General features: G+C 68.5%; 17 protein-coding genes and 2 pseudogenes. 8 read left to right on the forward strand and 11 right to left on the reverse strand.

The genetic code is table 11. The features are described from left to right. Window positions 1–11: 11 nt before the first annotated feature. Both AC1RS9_RS10225 and AC1RS9_RS10230 read left to right on the forward strand, forming a co-directional pair. Window positions 12–527 carry a MarR family winged helix-turn-helix transcriptional regulator gene (locus AC1RS9_RS10225; RefSeq protein WP_074040942.1) on the forward strand — a complete coding sequence of 172 codons (516 nt, stop codon included), beginning with the start codon at window positions 12–14 and terminating at the stop codon, window positions 525–527. Between the two features lie 79 nt (window positions 528–606). Then, complete coding sequence (locus AC1RS9_RS10230; RefSeq protein ID WP_074040941.1) at window positions 607–1,272, forward strand: GNAT family N-acetyltransferase; 666 nt, start codon at window positions 607–609, stop codon at window positions 1,270–1,272. Between the two features lie 315 nt (window positions 1,273–1,587). Here AC1RS9_RS10230 and AC1RS9_RS10235 read toward each other — a convergent pair whose 3' ends face one another. The 4 genes from AC1RS9_RS10235 to AC1RS9_RS10250 form a co-directional block, all read right to left on the reverse strand. Further along, window positions 1,588–2,460 carry a gamma-glutamyl-gamma-aminobutyrate hydrolase family protein gene (locus AC1RS9_RS10235; RefSeq protein ID WP_074040940.1) on the reverse strand — a complete coding sequence of 291 codons (873 nt, stop codon included), beginning with the start codon at window positions 2,458–2,460 and terminating at the stop codon, window positions 1,588–1,590. 229 nt (window positions 2,461–2,689) lie between these two features. Further along, entirely contained in the window at window positions 2,690–3,550 is an 861-nt protein-coding gene (locus AC1RS9_RS10240; protein WP_205747100.1) for a fumarylacetoacetate hydrolase family protein, read from the reverse strand. A gap of 60 nt (window positions 3,551–3,610) precedes the next feature. Beyond that, window positions 3,611–4,597: a DODA-type extradiol aromatic ring-opening family dioxygenase gene (locus AC1RS9_RS10245; protein WP_074040939.1), complete on the reverse strand. Its 987-nt coding sequence runs from the start codon at window positions 4,595–4,597 to the stop codon at window positions 3,611–3,613. Between the two features lie 170 nt (window positions 4,598–4,767). Beyond that, on the reverse strand, window positions 4,768–6,291 hold the full coding sequence (locus tag AC1RS9_RS10250) for an aldehyde dehydrogenase family protein (protein WP_235182061.1): 1,524 nt from the start codon (window positions 6,289–6,291) through the stop codon (window positions 4,768–4,770). 168 nt (window positions 6,292–6,459) lie between these two features. Here AC1RS9_RS10250 and AC1RS9_RS10255 point away from each other — a divergent pair, with 168 nt between their 5' ends. Further along, window positions 6,460–8,058 carry an APC family permease gene (locus AC1RS9_RS10255; RefSeq protein WP_171969878.1) on the forward strand — a complete coding sequence of 533 codons (1,599 nt, stop codon included), beginning with the start codon at window positions 6,460–6,462 and terminating at the stop codon, window positions 8,056–8,058. Between the two features lie 87 nt (window positions 8,059–8,145). Here the strand turns inward: AC1RS9_RS10255 and AC1RS9_RS10260 are convergent, their stop codons facing one another. Then, window positions 8,146–8,622 (reverse strand): YfbM family protein, encoded by a 477-nt coding sequence (locus AC1RS9_RS10260; protein ID WP_074040937.1) that lies wholly within the window; start codon window positions 8,620–8,622, stop codon window positions 8,146–8,148. A 115-nt stretch (window positions 8,623–8,737) separates the two neighbouring features. Between AC1RS9_RS10260 and AC1RS9_RS10265 the strand changes: the two genes are divergently transcribed. Beyond that, window positions 8,738–9,367 (forward strand): maleylpyruvate isomerase family mycothiol-dependent enzyme, encoded by a 630-nt coding sequence (locus AC1RS9_RS10265; RefSeq protein WP_038566487.1) that lies wholly within the window; start codon window positions 8,738–8,740, stop codon window positions 9,365–9,367. Window positions 9,368–9,510: 143 nt separating this feature from the next. Continuing rightward, the gene (locus AC1RS9_RS10270; protein ID WP_038566485.1) at window positions 9,511–9,777 is read left to right on the forward strand and encodes a hypothetical protein; all 267 of its coding nucleotides are present in this window, start codon (window positions 9,511–9,513) and stop codon (window positions 9,775–9,777) included. Here AC1RS9_RS10270 and AC1RS9_RS10275 read toward each other — a convergent pair. The 5 genes and pseudogenes from AC1RS9_RS10275 to AC1RS9_RS10295 form a co-directional block, all read right to left on the reverse strand. After that, a complete protein-coding gene (locus AC1RS9_RS10275; protein ID WP_074040936.1) occupies window positions 9,771–10,196 on the reverse strand; it encodes a YccF domain-containing protein in 426 nt (141 codons plus the stop codon). The two genes, AC1RS9_RS10270 and AC1RS9_RS10275, sit on opposite strands and share 7 nt — an antisense overlap. A 97-nt stretch (window positions 10,197–10,293) precedes the next feature. Beyond that, window positions 10,294–11,121 carry a GNAT family N-acetyltransferase gene (locus AC1RS9_RS10280; RefSeq protein ID WP_074040961.1) on the reverse strand — a complete coding sequence of 276 codons (828 nt, stop codon included), beginning with the start codon at window positions 11,119–11,121 and terminating at the stop codon, window positions 10,294–10,296. 212 nt (window positions 11,122–11,333) lie between these two features. Beyond that, window positions 11,334–12,278 (reverse strand): annotated as a pseudogene (locus AC1RS9_RS10285) (RtcB family protein); the annotation flags it as partial. Between the two features lie 51 nt (window positions 12,279–12,329). Further along, on the reverse strand, window positions 12,330–12,800 hold the full coding sequence (locus AC1RS9_RS10290; RefSeq protein ID WP_074040934.1) for a hypothetical protein: 471 nt from the start codon (window positions 12,798–12,800) through the stop codon (window positions 12,330–12,332). 3 nt (window positions 12,801–12,803) lie between these two features. Further along, window positions 12,804–13,361 carry a class I SAM-dependent methyltransferase gene (locus AC1RS9_RS10295; protein WP_074040933.1) on the reverse strand — a complete coding sequence of 186 codons (558 nt, stop codon included), beginning with the start codon at window positions 13,359–13,361 and terminating at the stop codon, window positions 12,804–12,806. Window positions 13,362–13,589: 228 nt separating this feature from the next. Between AC1RS9_RS10295 and AC1RS9_RS10300 the strand changes: the two genes are divergently transcribed. The 3 genes from AC1RS9_RS10300 (at window position 13,590) to AC1RS9_RS10310 (ending at window position 16,058) form a co-directional block, all read left to right on the forward strand. Further along, window positions 13,590–15,101, forward strand: coding sequence for a hypothetical protein (locus AC1RS9_RS10300; protein WP_074040960.1), 1,512 nt, complete (start codon window positions 13,590–13,592; stop codon window positions 15,099–15,101). Between the two features lie 175 nt (window positions 15,102–15,276). Next, the gene (locus AC1RS9_RS10305) at window positions 15,277–15,666 is read left to right on the forward strand and encodes a hypothetical protein (RefSeq protein WP_143181279.1); all 390 of its coding nucleotides are present in this window, start codon (window positions 15,277–15,279) and stop codon (window positions 15,664–15,666) included. Continuing rightward, window positions 15,663–16,058, forward strand: coding sequence for a hypothetical protein (locus AC1RS9_RS10310; protein ID WP_038566480.1), 396 nt, complete (start codon window positions 15,663–15,665; stop codon window positions 16,056–16,058). Before AC1RS9_RS10305 ends, AC1RS9_RS10310 begins: the two co-directional genes overlap by 4 nt. A 199-nt stretch (window positions 16,059–16,257) precedes the next feature. Here the strand turns inward: AC1RS9_RS10310 and AC1RS9_RS10315 are convergent. Continuing rightward, a pseudogene (locus AC1RS9_RS10315) lies at window positions 16,258–16,723 on the reverse strand (M4 family metallopeptidase); the annotation flags it as partial.

The following is a 16,723-nucleotide window of genomic DNA, read 5'->3' on the forward strand; positions in this document are numbered from 1 at the left end:
AATGTGGGCTGATGCCGAGTCATCACACGCTGCTCGAGACCGAGACCCTGGCCTCCAGCAAGCTGGCCGACGCGAAGATCGATGTTGCCGCCATGCACGCCGTCAGCAGCATCCACCGCGCGGCGAACGCATCGCGCAACCACATGACGAACACCGTCCTGCGTCCGCACGAGCTGTCGTGGACGGGTTTCGTCGTGCTGTGGAGCGTGTGGATCTACGGCGAACCCGAGACGCGCGAGGTCGCCGAGAGCGCCGGCATCAGCAAGGCGACGCTGTCGGGCGTCGTCAAGACCCTCTCAGCCCGGGGATGGCTCAAGCGCACCCAGTCGTCGAGTGACAAGCGGTTCGCGCACCTGTCACTGACGCCCGCCGGTATGACGCTCATGGAGGAGCTGTTCCCCCAGTTCAACTCCGGCGAACAGCAACTCGTCGCCGACCTGACGCCCGACGAACTCACCGTCCTGACGAAGGCACTCCGCAAGGTCGTGACGACGGCCGAAGGCCTCGGCGCCGACACGTCCGCCTGACGTCCACCCGAGGCCCGCCCGGCGCAGCATGGCCGATGATGTGACGCCTACCAGTCAACCCGCCCGATCGAGGAGAACCATGCCGTTGCGCCCCGTCACCACGTGGACGCTCGAGATGCCCGAGCGCCCGCACACCACGCCGCGTGGCCACTGCATCAGCACCCCGACGGCCGACGCCCCCGACGTCGCATCCGGCCCGCATGACGACATGGCGAGCCGTCCTGAGGACGTTCGGATCGACCTGGTGCCGAACCCGAGCCCCGAGTTTGCCCGCTACCTCTACGCCGTCGTCGGCGGGCCGTGGACGTGGACCGACCGCCTCGGATGGACGCGCGAGCAGTGGCTCGCCGACCTCGGCGTCACCGGCACCGAGACCTACGTCGCGTACGTCGGCGGCGAACCGGCGGGCTACGTGCAGATCCAGCCGACACCCGTCGGCGCGGCGGAGGCGCGTGGTCGAGCAAGCGTCGAGATTCGCTACTTCGGACTCGTCAAGACCGCCATCGGACGGGGCCTCGGCCGCACGCTGCTAGCCCATGGCATCGACGCAGCCTGGACGCTCGCCGAACGTCATGAGGCGCCGGCGACGCAACGCGTCTGGGTTCACACGTGCAGCCTCGACGGCCCGGCGGCGCTGCGAAACTACGAGCGACGCGGCTTCGTCGTCATCGACGAGACGACGGAACTCATGGACTACCCCGCACAGCCCCTCGGCGCCTGGCGTTCCGCCGGCGGGCCCGCGTGAGCAGGGCCCGGCCGCCACGCCCCATCTGAAGTACGCCCGAGGCGAGTGAGTGGCTCCGCACTCAGACTCTGCGCAAATGCACCCGGGTGCACTTGTGCCTAGGTGAACTGCCCCCCGGGCCGAGGTGAACGCGAGACGCCGACGGCCCCTTCGGCGCCTGGCTCTTGGCTCACGTCCTCGGAAACACAGCGTGAAGAACCGGGGTCAGTGTGCGTGGGCTCAGGCGTGACGAGCGCGCTCGACGTGACGAGCGCGCTCGACGAGATCGCTGAGCAGCCGCAGTTGTTGCACGTCGGCGTCGAAAGTGCGTCGCGCTCAGGCGTGACGGGCGCGTTCGACGAGGTCGCTGAACAATCGCAGTTGCTGCGCATCGGTGTCGAAGGTGTCCTCCGGGTGCCATTGCACCGCGACGATGCTGGCCCCCGCGCCCACAAGGCCTGACTCGCGATCGCTCGCCGAGGTGCTTGCCGCCACAGCGTCGGTCGTCGGGTCGAGTTCGACGGCTTCCGTCGTCCCGTCATCGGCACGCGCGACGACCCGCCAGCCGGGCGCGACGTCCCGTAGGCACTGGTGGTGGTAGCAGCTGGCCTTGACGCTCGACCCGCCGAGCACCTGCGCGAGGCGAGACGACGGGTCGAGCTCGACGTCCTCGACGCGATGACGGTGCGCCGACACGCCGAGCTCGTCGTCCATGTCGAAGTGCAACGTGCCCCCCAAGGCCACGTTGAGCAACTGCATGCCACGACAGATCGCGAGCGCCGGCACGGCCTGCTCGACGATGACGCGCGCGAGTGCGAAGTCGAACGCGTCCTGTTCGACGTCGACGTCGTAGTGAGTGTCGTGCATCGCTTCGCCTGTCCAGACGGGCGAGATGTCGCCACCACCGGGCAGGAGGATGCCATCGGCGAAGGCCACGCGTTCGGCGACCCGGTCGACGAACGTGTCTGGAATACCGGCGAATCCACGCGTTGGGTCGACGAGTTCGTCGGGAGCCCCGCGCTCGGTGCCGTCATCACCCCCAGCGGTCATCGGCTCGGCGATCGGGGCAACGGGGTGGATGACGACCGGCTCGCCCCCCGCCGCCCAGACGGCGTCCATGAGCGCGCGCGCCATGACATCTGCGCCGTAGCGCAGAGCTGACGCGGACGCGGAGAACCGCGCCGGCATCGCGATGATGGGTCGACTCACGCCGTCACCCGCCTAGTCGTCATCGTCATCGTCATCACCTCAAAGTTCTCCCACGTGGTGCGTTTCGACACCACGTGGGGAGATTTCGCCACGAACAACTCCTACATCGTGCGTATCAACACCGAGTGGGACATCATTCCGCGCCGCCCCCGCCGGTCGTGTCGCACCGAGCGGTGCGGCTGAGCCTGCGAAGCCACACCGCCGGAAGACGCGCCGGAAGGCGCGGGCATCACGGCTGCGGAGGCATCGGCTTTCGGATACCGCGGAACTCCCAGTCGCCACCCTGGGCGGTGGAGAGGACTTCCTCCGACTCGGTGACCTGCGCGCCGACGTCGGTGCGGATGGGCGTCGGGCCCGTCACGATGTGGTTGCGCAGCGTGCCGAGGCCTTCGACCTCGACCTCGACGACGTCACCGGGGTACACCGTCCGCGAGATGGCGGGCGTGCCGGACAGCAGCAGGTCGCCGGGCTGCAGCGTGATGGTGCGGGCGATGTCGGCGACGAGGTAGTGCATGTTCCACTCCATCTCGTCGGTCGTGCCGTCCTGCTTCACCTCACCGTTGACGAGGGTGCGGATGCGCTTGCCGCGGAAATCCCAGCCCTCGATGACGCCGGGGCCGACGGGGCAGAGCGTGTCGGCACCCTTGACGCGCAGCATCGAACCGGAGTCGGTGTCGCGGAAGTCGTGCAGGCCGTAGTCGTTGGCGACGGTGTAGCCGCGGATGTAGTCGCCGGCCTCGTCGGGCGAGATGTTGCGGCACGTCTTGCCGATGACGATGGCGATCTCGCCCTCGTAGTTGAGCCACTTGCAACCCTCGGGGCGCACGACGGCACCCTCGTGCGTGTTGAGCGCGGAGACGGGCTTGTGGAAGTACGTCGGCGCCTTCGGCAGCGTCGTCATCATCTCGTCGACGCGGCTGCGGTAGTTGAGGTGCACGCAGACGATCTTGCTCGGCGTCACGGGCGGCAGGTGCGTCGCGTCGGCGATGGCGACGCGACGACCGTCGCCGGCGACGAGGTCGTCACCGTCGACGACGACGTCGACGGGGTTGCCGTCCAGCAGGATGCGGCGGGTTTCGCGCAGGGTCATCGGGTTCTCCTCGTGGGGTGGATCGGGATCAAGGTCAAGGTCGGCGGACAGCCGACGCCCTCAGCCCGCGGCCGGGACGTCGGGAATGTGTTGCGGGCCCGCCTCAGCAGCCGCCGAGGCAGCCTTCTGACGCAAGACGTCGTCGTCGATGACGGTGCGGTGCGGCGCGGGGAAGCCACCGTCGGGCTGGTCGAACCACAGGTGCACCTGGCCAGTACCGACGGAGTTCTCGTACTCGCCGTACTGACGCGACGGGGCGGTGCAGTCGCCTTCGCCGAGGGCACCGATCATCATGAGGTAGTGCCCGAATCGTGCTTCGGGCTTGTACCGGTAGAACTCGTCCATCGTGTCGAGGACGCGCGCGTGATCGCCGTTCGCGAACCATTCCATGCGCTGCAGGTCGGCCTGGCACGCCTCCTGCGAGAAGATGTGCTCGCTGCCGGCGGCCTCGTGGTCGCGCAGCTTGCGCAGCGGCCAGAACGTGTGGCTGAGCGCGCCGGAGGCGATGAGCAGCACCTTGCGGTCGCTCTCGCGGACGGCGTCACCGAGCGCGCGGCCGAGGCGCAGGTTGTCCTCCGTGTCGGCTGTTTGGCACACGCCGATGGAGATCCACTTCTTGTCGTCGAGGCCCTTGCCGAGGTACTCCCACATGTTCGTCGTCGCGTAGAAGATCGGCAGCGAGTGGTCGTCGGTCGCGGTGATCCACGTGCCGTGCTCGTCGGCCTTGCTCGCGATGAGGTGCGCGAGCTCCGGGTCGCCGGGGAAGTCGTAGTGACGACGCGTCATGCCGCGCGGCAACTCCTCCGACGTGAACAGCCCCGAGCGGCGATCCTGCGCCGTGACGACGAACTCGACGGTGGTCGCCCAGTGGCTGTCGAGTACGACGACGGTGTCGTAGTCGAGCACGTCGAACACCTCGCGCCGCAACTGCTTGAGCCCGGCGACGAGCGTCGTGTCCTCGCCGTTGTTGAGGCTGCGCCGCACGTCCTCGGGCAGCATGATCGTCGGCACGTGCGCCAGCAGACCGGCGCCTACCACTTCACCCATGTCCGTCTCCTTCGTTGATCGTCGTTTCTCGTCACTGGCCTGCCCCAAGGCCCGCCATCCTCTGCGTGCACGTGCACCCAGGTGCCCCGCACGCAAAGAATGTGCGGCGGGCACCTGCGAGCAGTGCCGCTCAATCTCTCGGCCATTCAGTTGTTCAGCGACTCGATCGTTCAGTTGCTCGGCGCGAAGACGGAGTTCTTCACGTCGCAGTAGAAGTCGAAGCTCCAGATGCCGCCCTCGCGGCCGATACCGGACCGGCCGCTGCCACCGAACGGCGCGCCGAGGTCGCGGACGAAGAAGCAGTTGACCCAGACGGTGCCCGCGCGCAGTTGCGCCGAAACGCGTTCTGCCCGCTCGGGGTCCGACGTCACGAGCGTCGCGGCGAGGCCGAAGCGCGTGTCGTTCGCCATCGCAACGCCGGCCTCGTCACCGTCGAACGTCTCGATCGTGAGGACGGGGCCGAACACCTCCTCGGTGAGGATCTCCGAGCCCTCGGGGCAGTCGGCGAGGATCGTCGGCGAGTAGAACAGGCCGCCCAGCTCGTCGTTCGGCCCCCCACCCATGAGGACGCGCGCGCCGTCGGCCTTGGCGCGCTGCACGAAACCGTCGACGGTGTCGAAGTGCTTGCGCGTGATGAGTGCGGAGACGTCGCTCGTCAGGTCGCGCGGGTCGCCCTGCTTGAGCGTGCGAGCCTTGTCGAGCACGCGCTGCGTGAACTCCTCGGCGATCTTGGCGTCGACGAGCAGACGCGCGCCCTTGAGGCAGACCTGCCCGGCGTTGTCGAACTGCTCGACGGCGATGTCGACGGCCAGATCCATGTCGGCGTCGTCGAGCACGAGCAGCGGCGACTTGCCGCCCAGCTCGAACGACAACGGGACGATGTTCGGCGCGGCCGCAGCAGCGATGACGCCGGCCGTCGGGACGGAGCCGGTGAAGCACAGCCGGTTGATGCCGGGGTGACGCGTCAGTGGGGCGCCCGCGTCGACGCCCGTGCCCTGTACGACGTTGAACACACCGTCGGGCAGGCCCGCGTCACGCATGATGTCGGCGAGCAGCGACGCCGTCAGCGGCGCCCACTCCGGCGGCTTGACGACGACGGTGTTGCCCGCCGCGAGCGCCGGGCCGATGCGCCAGGTCGCGAGCATGAGCGGCGCGTTCCACGGCGTGATGATGGCGACGACGCCGGCCGGGTCGTACGTGATGCGTTCGCGATGGCCGCGCCCGGGCACCGTCATGTCCGGGTGGGCGAGGTCGTTCTCGAGGTAATCGGCGAAGAAGCGGAAGTTCATCGCGACGCGCGGCATGACGCCGCGCAGGTGGCTACGCAGCAGCGCGCCGTTGTCGCGCGTCTCGACGTGCGCGAGCTCCTCGACACGCGCCTCGACGCCGTCGGCGACCTTGCGCAGCAGCGCCGCGCGCTCCGCGACCGGCATGCCGGCCCATGCCGGAAAGGCCTTGCGCGCAGCAGCGACGGCAGCGTCGACCTCGGCCTCGGCGCCTGCGCTGATCTCGCCGATGACGCTCTCGTCGATCGGGGAGACGTCGGTGAACGTCGCACCGTCAGCGCTGGTGACGCGCTCGCCACCGATCCAGTGACGCGTATCGACCTCGACCCCCTCGACGGTGATCTTCTCGGGCTGCGGCGCGGTGACCATGACGCTCCTCGCAAGGTTGGCTGGTGCGGTGATGCGCATCACACTACCAATCGTTCGGGCCCAAACGGACATCGTGCCGCGAGATCAAATCGTCATCTGATCCTCATGTGTCTCAGATCACATCATGGGTTACCGTGACCCTCGAGGCGAGATCGTTCGCCCCCGAACGAAAGGCCCGGCATGGCAACTCCCACGTCGTCTCCCGACATGAGTCCGCGCGCAGATTCCGACATCCCACACACCGAGCACCGCCTGCGTTCCGGGCGCCTCGGGGTCATCGCGATCGCGTTCATCGTCGTCTCCGCCGCCGCGCCCCTGACGGCGATGGCCGGCGGCGCGCCCGTCGCGATGCTCGTCGGCAACGGGCGAGGCATTCCGTTCGCGTACCTCATCGTCAGCGCCATGCTGCTGCTGTTCGCCGTCGGCTACACCGCGATGGCACGTCACCACACGAGCACGGGCGCGTTCTACGCGTACGTCGCGCGCGGCCTCGGCCAGCATGCCGGCGGCGCTGCGGCGTGGATCGCCCTGCTCGGTTACAACGCCATGCAGATCGGCCTCTACGGCCTCTTCGGCTCGGCCACCGCCAGCTTCTGCGCGGACAACCTCGGCTTCGACCCGCCGTGGTGGGCGTGCGCGTTCGTCGCGTGGGCCGTCATCGCGCTGCTCGGCTACCGCCAGGTCGATCTGTCCGTCAAGGTGCTCGGCGTCCTCGTCGCCGCGGAATTCCTCATCGTCCTCCTGCTCGACGGCGCCATCATCGGCAAGGGTGGGGAGGGCGGCCACGGCGGTGTCGCATCGCACCTGGCCTGGGATTCGTTCAGCTTCGACGCCCTGACAAGCGGTTCGCTCGCCATCGCACTGCTGTTCAACTCGGCGAGCTACATCGGGTTCGAGTCGACGACGATCTACTCGGAGGAGGCGAAGGATCCGCGTCGCACCGTGCCGCGCGCGACGTACCTCGCCGTAGCCGTCATCGGTGTCTTCTACTCGATCACGACGTTCCTCATGGTGAGCGCGCAGGGCGGTTCGACGCTCGTCGAGCACCTCGGCGGCCTCAAGCCGGACCCGACGGTCTTCCTCTTCGAACTGGGCGATACCTACCTCGGTTCGAGCGCGACGAAGGTGATGTCGCTGCTGTTCGCGACATCCGTCTTCGCGGCGCTGCTCGCGTTCCACAACGCCGTCGCGCGCTACCTGTTCGCCCTCGGACGCGAGGGGCTCGTGCCCGCCCGCCTCGGCCACACGCACGCGGTGCACCTGTCGCCGCACATGGGCTCGATCAGCCAGACGGTGCTCGCCGCTGTCGTCCTGACGATCTTCGTCGTCACCGACAAGGATCCCGTGCTCGCCCTGTTCACCTGGCTGACGCAGCTCGGCACGCTCGCCATCCTGTTCCTCATGGCGTTCGCGTCGCTCGCCGTGGTCGTGTTCTTCGCGAAGTACCGGGGCGCACGAGGCAAGGCCGCAGCCGACGACGCGGTGACGGGTGACGTCGCCATCGCCGGCACCGGCCTCGGCGGGCTCTGGCGCACCCTCGTCGCGCCCGCGCTCTCGGCCGTGTTCATGGGCGGCGTCGCTGCGTATGCCGCATCGCAGTTCGGCAACCTCATCGGAGACCCGAACAGCGCCCTCGCGTGGCAGCTGCCCGCGCTCATCGGCGTCGCCGTCGTCATCGGTGTCATCTCGTCGTTCGTCCTCAAGGCCCGCGCGCCGCAGCAGTGGGCGCTCATGGGCATGGACCGCGTCAAGACGACCGACGGCGCAACAGAGATCGACGGGACGTCGGCGGCACCGACGCCCTGAACGACCCGCGACGCAGCGCGCCCACCTCGTCACTCGATGGGGTGGGCGCGCTGCGTTCTGAGGCGCCCGGTTCGAGCGCGACGGACGTCAGTTCAGCTGCCAGATGACGGCTTCGTCCGCCTCGGCTGCCTTGGCGTAGAACTCGCGCAGCTCGGCGTCGTAGGGCATGACGTACACGTCGAGCACGTCGTCCTCGTCCCAGATATCCGGGTAGATCTCGTCGCGCGTGAACTTCTTCGCGTCGTAGCCCTTGCGCAGGATGCTCGGCGTGATGCGGCCCATCGCGGCGGCGATCGCCGTCACCCGCGCGGGCGTCACGTGGCCGACGACGACATCCTCGGAGTCAGGCACCCGCCCCTCCGAGATCGGGCTCGGAGCGTGCGCCTGCTTGTAGAGGCGCTCGAGCGCATGCCAGGCCTTGTCGACATCGAGCATGCGCTCGTCGTCGAACTTCTCGAGCGTCTCGAGCGCCTGCAGGGGCGCGTCACCCGTCGACGTGAGGTCGGCGACGAGTCGCTGCGCCTCGGTATCGTCCATGCGGTAGGCCGTCCAGATCATTCCCATGGGCCCGACGGTACTGCCCACGCCCCCGCGTGTCAGCGCCGCCGTCAGCCGCGGCTGGCAGACTGGGAGCGAACACGGCACGCCCGGGCGCCCCGGGCCCTTCGAAAGGCTGACGATGTCGCACGAGATCACCTGGAAGTCCGTCCACGACGAGCGCGAGTCGCTGCTCGAGGATCTCGCAGGGCTGAGTGACGCGCAGTGGCGCGCCCCGTCGCTGTGCGAGGACTGGAGCGTGCAGCAGGTCGTCGCGCACCTCGCGTCGTCGGCGCGCACGTCGAAGGCGAGCGCCGCCAAGCAGATGCTGACGCACAAGGGCAACGTCCAGGCCGTCAGCGACGCCGGCGTTGCGCGTTTCTCTGGTGGCACACCCGCCGAGACGCTCGAAGCCTTCCGCGAGTCGATGCACGAGCGCGTGTCGCCGTTCTCCGCGGAGGCCGCGCTCGGCGAGGTCGTCGTGCATGCAGAGGACATCCGCCGCGCGCTCGACATCGAACACACCTACCCCGCCGAGACGCTGCGTCAGCTCGCCGACCACTACAAGGACGCCGGCCTCGGCATGGGTGCGGGCGACCGCATCAAGGGCCTGCACCTCATGGCTACCGATCAGAAGTGGGAGACGGGCAAGGGCGACGTCGTCTCCGGGCCGATCATCGCGCTCATCATGACGATGCTCGGACGCACCGCCTACCTCGACGACCTGTCCGGTGACGGCGTCGAGACGTACCGCGCGCGCCTGACGCGCTGACGCTCCCCCGTGTTGCCCGGGATTCGAGGCGCGGGTGCCTCGATTCCCGGGCAACATCGGGCGGTGGACCCATGACACATCTCATGGGTGATTCGTGACCGTCGGCTGCGTGAGGCGACGAACGGCGCGCCGAGACTGGAGTCATGAAGGCCTCATCGAACTCCACGGCTCAGAAGTTGCTCGCGATCTCCGGCTCGTTGGCGCTCATCGTGTTTCTCGTGCTCGGCTTCGCCTTCCACGCGTGGCCGATCGCGTGGGTGGCCTTCCTCGTACCGGGGATGATCCGGACGTGGATGGCAGTCGAGGCCCCGGAGAAACAGCACGGTTACGGCATCGGCGCGGACGATGAATCCAAGCCGTACCCCTACTCCGACGACCCTGGGGCTGCGCCGCCGGCGCCGCGTCAGTAGCGCGACGTCGTCGGCGTGCCGGCCTGCGGCATGAGCGGGCGCGCCGCGCTCTCGGGGACGATCTGCTTGCCCAGCGGGAACAGTGCGAGCGGGATCATCTTGAGGTTCGCCCAGGCGAGGGGCAGACCGATGATCGTGACGGCGAGGGCGATGGCCGTGCCGATGTGCGCGATGGCGATCCAGATGCCCGCGAGCACGAACCAGATGATGTTGCCGATCATCGACCCGACGCCCGCTGTCGGCTTGTCGACGTACGTGCGCCCGAACGGCCACACGGCGAAGTTGGCGATGCGGAACGACGCGACGCCGAACGGGAACGTCACGATGAGAATGCACATGATGAGCCCGGCGAGCATGTAGCTCAACCACAACCACACCCCGGCGAACACGAACCAGATGATGTTGAGCAACGTCTTCATTGTTCTCCCCCTGTCGTCGAACCCGGGTGGTGTCGATACGACCTCCACAGCCTATCCAGATGACCTGAATCGCTCCTGGGTCGCCTCACATGCCACCTCAGCAGGGTGCGCCAGACGTGTTCGAGGCAGGCCGTCGCCAGGCGGCGGGTGTCGACGTCGTCACCGCGACGAGGCCCGCACGCTGCAGGATGGGGCGCGAGTACTCGGTGCAGTCGACCTGCAGTAGCGCCTTTCCGTGCGTCTTGGCCGCTCGGGCGCGCTGCGCCGCGAGCACACGATAGAGGCCTCGCCCGCGATGACGTTCGTCGCACGCGCCACCCCACAGGCCCGCGAAGTCGGTGTCGTCCACGAAATCGACCCGCCCCGAGCACACGATGTCGCCTGCCGAGTCGCGCACGAACCACATCTCGAAGCTTTCCGGATCGCGCCTCATGCGCTCGACGAGTTCGTCGCCCTGACGTCGGCTGCGCTCGGGGGAATCGCCGAAGACGCGCCCGGCGAGGCCTTCGGCGTCACGCATCGCCTGCTGGGTGGCGGCGCGTTCGAGCGTGTATCCGGCGGGCAGGCCCTCGTCGGCGGCGATGACGTCGTCGACCGACCCGACCATGACCGTCTCGGGCTCTTCCAGTTCGAATCCGCGCGCCTCGAGCCGCTGGAGAAGTCGCGGCAGGACGTCGTGGCCGCGCGTCTTCCATTCGAAGTGGTCGACGCGCTCGTCGGCCTCGAAATGGCTGACGACGGCGTCGATGAGTTCCTCGAGCCCGTCGTCCATGACGAACGGGTCGTAGGTGACGAATCCGCGCCGCCGGCCCGGGAACGTCGCAGCGAACACCGGGCCGATCGGCGTCACCTCGTCGGCGTCGGCCACCTCCGCCCGACCGCGCAGCTGAGAGTCGTACAGGTCGCGAAACGCCTCAGGGTTCATGGGGTGAATCTCGCAGCCCGGCGCCCCACGCCACAACTGAATTTCTCGACCGACGCGTCGTGTAGATCGCTTTGAGCTGCTCGCGCCCCACCCGGTATCCGCCAGGTGGGGCGTGAGAAGCGTGACCAGCTCGTGTCGCGCCGAGCGGATGGGGTGAGCTTGTGAACCCCTTCCGCCGGAAGAAACAGCGATCGCGCCTGGGAAGCCGGAAGACGCTCTGTGTAATTGTGGTGGCAGTTGATGCGTTCCTGTTCGATGACGGGTTCGCCAGCCCATTCGCTGTACTGGCGGACGACGCGGTCCATCATTTCTTCGCGGTTGAGCAGGGCGAAGTGCTGTGCCCACTCGAGTTCGCTGATGCCGGAATGCCGCAGCATCCCGAGGACACGAGCGCAGCGAGGCCCGCAGGGCTGCGTCGCGGCGCGACCGGGAGTAGGCGTCGAACTGGGGTGTGCCCTGGACGAGGTATGCGAGGTCGCGGTCGGGCAGGTCGATCCAGTTCGTCGCGCAGTAGTCGGTCGCCGTCTTGATGTGGTGCTGGGCGATCTTGTTGCCAACGCCGCGCGAACCGGAGTGCAGGAACAGCCAGACGCGGTCGTCCTCGTCGAGGGAGATCTCGATGAAGTGGTTGCCCGAGCCCAGCGAGCCGAGCTGTAGCGTCCAGTTCTTCGCGTACGTCGCGGGGTCGAACCTGGCGTCGGCGGCCATGGCGTTGAGTTCGTCGAGGCGCGTGCGCGTGTGGTCGCGGCTGATCGTGCGGTTCACTCCCCCGGCCGACAGCGGGATGGCGCGCTCGATCGCCTGACGTACGGGCGCACGGTCGACGGGCAGGTCGGTGGCGGTGTGCTGCGTGCGCACCGCGATCATGCCGCAGCCGATGTCGACGCCGACGGCGGCGGGGATGACGGAGTGCCGCAGCAACCCGAGGACATGAGCGCAGCGAGGCCCGCAGGGCTGCGTCGCGGCGCGACCTAAGACATCGCGCTGAGCGTCGGGATGACGGAGCCGACGGTGGCGCCGCGGCCGAGGTGAGCGTCGGGCATGAGCGCGAGGTGCGGGAAGATGAATGGCATCGACGCCGTCGTCAGGGCCTGTTCGCGGGTCGATTCCTCGAGGATCGAGGCCCAGTTGTACAGCTTCGCGTTGATTCGCTCCATGGTGTTCTCCTTGCGTGTTCGCCTGCGCCGCATGGAGATACGGAGCAGACGTCAGGTCGTTCGGGCCGAGGGTTCGTCCGATGCCTGCGGCTTCGGGGGGCCCTGCGACGCAGATGCTTCGGGTGCGGTGAGGCGCGCGCTGCCTGCGTCGTCGACGTCCGCAGGCAGCGTTGCCGTCAAGGTGTAGGTCGCGGCGAGCCGCGCGGGATTCTCGGCGAGTTGCCACTCGTTCGGTTCGATCTCGACCATCTGGCCGGGCAGCGCGTTCCACGGGACGCTCTGGTGCTCGACGAGTGCGTCGAGTCGGAGCCCGGCGTTCAGCAGCGCCGTGACGACCTCGCCGAGCCCGTGATTCCATTCGTGCGTGACGTTCGCGGTGAACTCGTGGCCGGTCTCGACGTAGGTGCCCCCGTCGTCGAACACGAGTGGTTGCTCCTGCTCGAAGTAGGGGAACTCCACGGCAGGGGTGGTGAATTCGTCATCGCGCAGGGTGCGTTTCCCGGTGGCTGGGTGGTCGCCCATCGCTCAAAGCATCGGGTGGCCTTCGCGGATGAACAGTCGCCCGCCGGGCTTGAGCAGCGCCGCGACGACCTGGGCCCAGCGTTCGATGCTGGGCAGCCAACACAGCGCGCCGATGCCGGTGTAGACGAGGTCGAACTGCCTGCCGCCCAGGGCTTGCGGCGCCGAGTAGACGTCGGATTCGACGTACTCGATGTCGCCGTGTCCGGCTGCAGCGGCGATGCGCTGGGCCTCTTCCAGCGACTTCGGCGACAGGTCGACACCCGTGACGCGCTGCGCGCCAAGCCGTTTCAGCGACAACGTGTCGGTGCCGATGTGGCACTGGAGGTGGACGACGTCGAGCCCGTCGAGCGATCCGAGCCCCGGCGCACGCTCCACGTCGAACCGGACGACACGGCTGATGGCGTCGGGGTGGTCGATGAAGTGCTGCACCGAATAGTCGGGGCTTGCGGCATGGGCGACGGCACGGTCATCCCAGTTGGCCTTGTTGACGCGCAGGTACTCCTCACTACCAGCCGTCGCCGTCGGCGACGTGGATGCGGTCGAGAGCTGCGTGTCGTTCATGACGTCGAGTCTGCCGTGACCTGACGAACCACGCCACCGATTTTTTCGTCATGGTCAACCGCAGCGGGCCCACCTATGCAACGTCGCACCGTGATGAGTCGGCGCGGTCGCCGAATTGGAGGAAACCTCCAAACGAGACCGTCCAGAGTTGGTGCGTCTCTTGACGAAGTCGCACCAAGCAGTGCGCTTCGATGGTGAGGTACCCACCACCTGCGCGAAAGGCTCATGATGCCGAGGACCGCCACACCGACGTCGGCCGACACCACCGTCCGCGAGGAGGTCGGCATCCAGTTCCCGGCCGGATCCGACGGCACGCGCCCGACGACGCCGACCGTCAAGGCCATCGTCGCGGAAGCGGTTCGCAACAGTGACCCCGCACTGGCGGGCCGAGTCGAGGCCGACACGTCGTGGCGTCAGGGCTACGTCGGCGCGATGCGCGAACTCACCGTCCGCACCGCTGCCGATGACGATGCAGCGACGACGATCGCCCGCGACGGCCTCGCCGCGGCGCGCGCCCATCTCGTCCACGTTGCCAACGGCGGCACGCAGACACCGCTCGCCGACCTCGACGTCGACGCCGCCGTCGATGCCGCCCGCGGCACGTTCGGCACCCACACCGTGGACGGCACCGCCGAGCCTCGTCAGGAACTCGCCATCCCCTACCAGGGGCGCATGCTGAGCGGCCACGATCTCGAACGCCAACTCGCGGCGTGGGTGCACAAGGGCATCGTGGAGCAGTCGTGCGCGGACGCCGTCATGCGTGTCGTCGCGCACCCGGAGTGGCTGAGCCTGCCTGGCCACGTCGTCGCCGACATCGGCGCCGGCGCCGAGATGGGGCCGCTCGAGATGCTGTCGAGCTGGGGCGCACGCATCCTCGCGATCGACATCCACCGCGTCAGCGAGCGCCTCGAGAAGATGGCGCGCGACGGTGCGGGCCTCGTCAGCCTGCCGACGAAGGACGGCGAGACAGGCGCCGACATCACGCGCGACACCGCGGCCGTCGCTGCGTGGATCGACGAGCAGGCGGGTGACGACACCGTCGTCCTCGGCATGCACGCCTATGCCGATTCGGGCATGCACATCCGCCTGACGCTCGCCGCCGACCTCATCGCCACCTGGCTGCAGGAGCGCCGCCCGACGACGGTGCTCGCCTATCTCGCGACGCCGACCGACGCGTTCGTCGTGCCCCAGGAGATCATCGACAGCGCCCGCTCGAGGTGGTCACGCCGCGGCAGCAAGGGTTTCGCGAAGCGCGCGCTGCGCACCGCGTCACGCGGCCAACTGTTCACCGAGCCCTACCCGAAAGGCTCGCGCGTCACCGACTGCATCATCGCCCAGCAGGGGCCCAACTACGCCGTCGCGAAGCGCCTGCAGCGCTGGCGCGCCGTCGCCTCGGAGGCTGACGGGCGCCGCGTCTCGTTCAACGTCGCACCCGCGACGTTCACCCGGTCGGTGACGAAGAACACCGCCCTCAAGGCCGCCTACGCCGGCGCGCACCACTTCGGCGTCGAGGTCTTCGCCGCCGAGACGAGCCGCGCGCTCATGGCGGCGCTGCTCATCCACGACGTCATGCGTGACGACCTCGCCCCCGGCGCCGCGCCTCAGCGCGCCCACGCCGAAGAACTCTTCAGCGACGGCGCCGCACACGGTGGCTTGTGGCGCACGGCCTGGGCACCCCGCTCGGCCCTCGGCGTCGCGGCTGCTCTCGGCGCCCCCAAGGCGCTGCGCCGCAAGGCATAGCGACACACGTCTCGCCCGCCCGTCATATCGCCTCCTCGCGACCGCCGTCCGAGGGGGCGATGCGCGTTACGCTCAAAAGAGCGGGAACACACGATTGCTCGAGCGAGACACGCAACCTGCGTGGGGGTTCATGCGTCCTCATACCGAGACCATCGTTCACGGAGAGGGGAAGTCGATGTTTGCGCCAGCCTTCATGTGCCCACACGCGCACCGCGTCACGACCTCCGCAACCGACGCCATGCCCACCCGCGGCCATGCCGAGAAGCCCAGCACAGCTGCCGGCATCCTCGCGCGCCACACCGCGAGCGAACGGATCGGCACGCAGGGCGAACAGCTGCGCCTGCGCGTCGTCGTCGAACATGTCACCGCCGCGCGACGCACGTTCACCTACGTGCTGCGCGTCGAGGGCACGAACGATCTCCTCGAGTGGTCGACTCAGCGCCGTTACGGCATCACCGAGGGTGAACGACTCGCCCTGTCCGGCCTCGTCAAGGCCCACACCACCCCCGACGCCACGCGCGTCACGGTGCTCCGCGACTGCTTCAACCCCTTGAGGATGACGTGATCTCCCTCCCCGTGACCATTCCGCGCATCGTGCGCGGCCAAGACCGCAAAGACGCCGACCAGCGCTACTCCGGCGTCGCCGCCGGCCCCGCCGAACGAGGCTCCGGCACGACGACGTCCGTCGCGTTCCTCGCCGACGTGGGCACCACCGTCGACGTCATCGCCCGCGTCGCCGGCACCACCCCGCCACGTGACGGCGACACCGCCGACGTCGTGCGCCACTGCTTCCGAACCGTCGACGACGGCCTCGCCCTGTGCTGCCCGCTGCCCGCCACCGAACACCTGCGCCTCGGCTCCGTCATCCGCGTGCGCGGCGACGTCACCGAGCAGCGCACCCAGGGCAGCAACCACGTCACCGAGATCCGAGCCGATGAGCTCGACCTGCTCGGGTGACGCCGCCCTTCCACTGACGGGCCACGCGCGAACCTGACGGCCCGCCTCATCCGCGCGGCTCGACCACGCTCGCCGGTGGGGCCACGCGCGAGAAATCTCGCACCCCCACCCGACCGTCACGACACAGCACACACCGGCGTCGTCGTCAGTGCCCGGTCAACGGCCCCTGACGTGAGGTCGAGGTGACGTCAGTGCGCCGTCACTTCACGACCACGTCGTCGAAGACGAACGACGTCTGCGAGACCGAGTCCTCCGACGCGGTGAACTTGAGCGTCACCGTCTTGCCGGCGAAGGCCGACAGGTCGACCGTCTTCGCTACATAACCGCTCGCCGCGTCGAGGTTCGAGAAGGTCGACACCGTGCTCGTCGTCGTGCCGTTGATGACCTGGACCTTCGCGGTGTCGTACTTCGTGGAACGCGTCGTCTCGGCCGTGTCGACGTGCACGTAGTACGTCAGCTTGCCGCTCGCCGGCACCTTCACCGACTGCTGTTCGTACTCGGTGCTCGTCGAGCCGTTGCCGCCGAGCCACATCTTCCACGAACCGCCGTGTGCGGCCTCGCCAGCGTTGTTCGTGATGGGGCCGTCCGTGCCCGTCCAGCCCGTCTGACCCGCTTCGAAGTCACCGTTCGTCACCGCGTTGGTGCCGGGCGTCGGGGTGGGGGTG

The organism is Dermacoccus sp. MPR-E5 (genome assembly GCF_058809565.1).

Bases quoted from the DNA above. Each gene is read 5' to 3' on its own strand.
- AC1RS9_RS10250 (WP_235182061.1), bottom strand. From the start codon at position 6,291: ATGCGCATCACCGCACCAGCCAACCTTGCGAGGAGCGTCATGGTCACC.
- AC1RS9_RS10280 (WP_074040961.1), bottom strand. From the start codon at position 11,121: ATGAACCCTGAGGCGTTTCGCGACCTGTACGACTCTCAGCTGCGCGGT.
- AC1RS9_RS10240 (WP_205747100.1), bottom strand. From the start codon at position 3,550: ATGACCCTGCGCGAAACCCGCCGCATCCTGCTGGACGGCAACCCCGTC.
- AC1RS9_RS10230 (WP_074040941.1), top strand. From the start codon at position 607: ATGCCGTTGCGCCCCGTCACCACGTGGACGCTCGAGATGCCCGAGCGC.
- AC1RS9_RS10275 (WP_074040936.1), bottom strand. From the start codon at position 10,196: ATGAAGACGTTGCTCAACATCATCTGGTTCGTGTTCGCCGGGGTGTGG.
- AC1RS9_RS10225 (WP_074040942.1), top strand. From the start codon at position 12: ATGCCGAGTCATCACACGCTGCTCGAGACCGAGACCCTGGCCTCCAGC.
- AC1RS9_RS10265 (WP_038566487.1), top strand. From the start codon at position 8,738: ATGTCGCACGAGATCACCTGGAAGTCCGTCCACGACGAGCGCGAGTCG.
- AC1RS9_RS10260 (WP_074040937.1), bottom strand. From the start codon at position 8,622: ATGGGAATGATCTGGACGGCCTACCGCATGGACGATACCGAGGCGCAG.
- AC1RS9_RS10305 (WP_143181279.1), top strand. From the start codon at position 15,277: ATGTTTGCGCCAGCCTTCATGTGCCCACACGCGCACCGCGTCACGACC.
- AC1RS9_RS10255 (WP_171969878.1), top strand. From the start codon at position 6,460: ATGAGTCCGCGCGCAGATTCCGACATCCCACACACCGAGCACCGCCTG.
- AC1RS9_RS10290 (WP_074040934.1), bottom strand. From the start codon at position 12,800: ATGGGCGACCACCCAGCCACCGGGAAACGCACCCTGCGCGATGACGAA.
- AC1RS9_RS10300 (WP_074040960.1), top strand. From the start codon at position 13,590: ATGCCGAGGACCGCCACACCGACGTCGGCCGACACCACCGTCCGCGAG.
- AC1RS9_RS10295 (WP_074040933.1), bottom strand. From the start codon at position 13,361: ATGAACGACACGCAGCTCTCGACCGCATCCACGTCGCCGACGGCGACG.
- AC1RS9_RS10245 (WP_074040939.1), bottom strand. From the start codon at position 4,597: ATGGGTGAAGTGGTAGGCGCCGGTCTGCTGGCGCACGTGCCGACGATC.
- AC1RS9_RS10270 (WP_038566485.1), top strand. From the start codon at position 9,511: ATGAAGGCCTCATCGAACTCCACGGCTCAGAAGTTGCTCGCGATCTCC.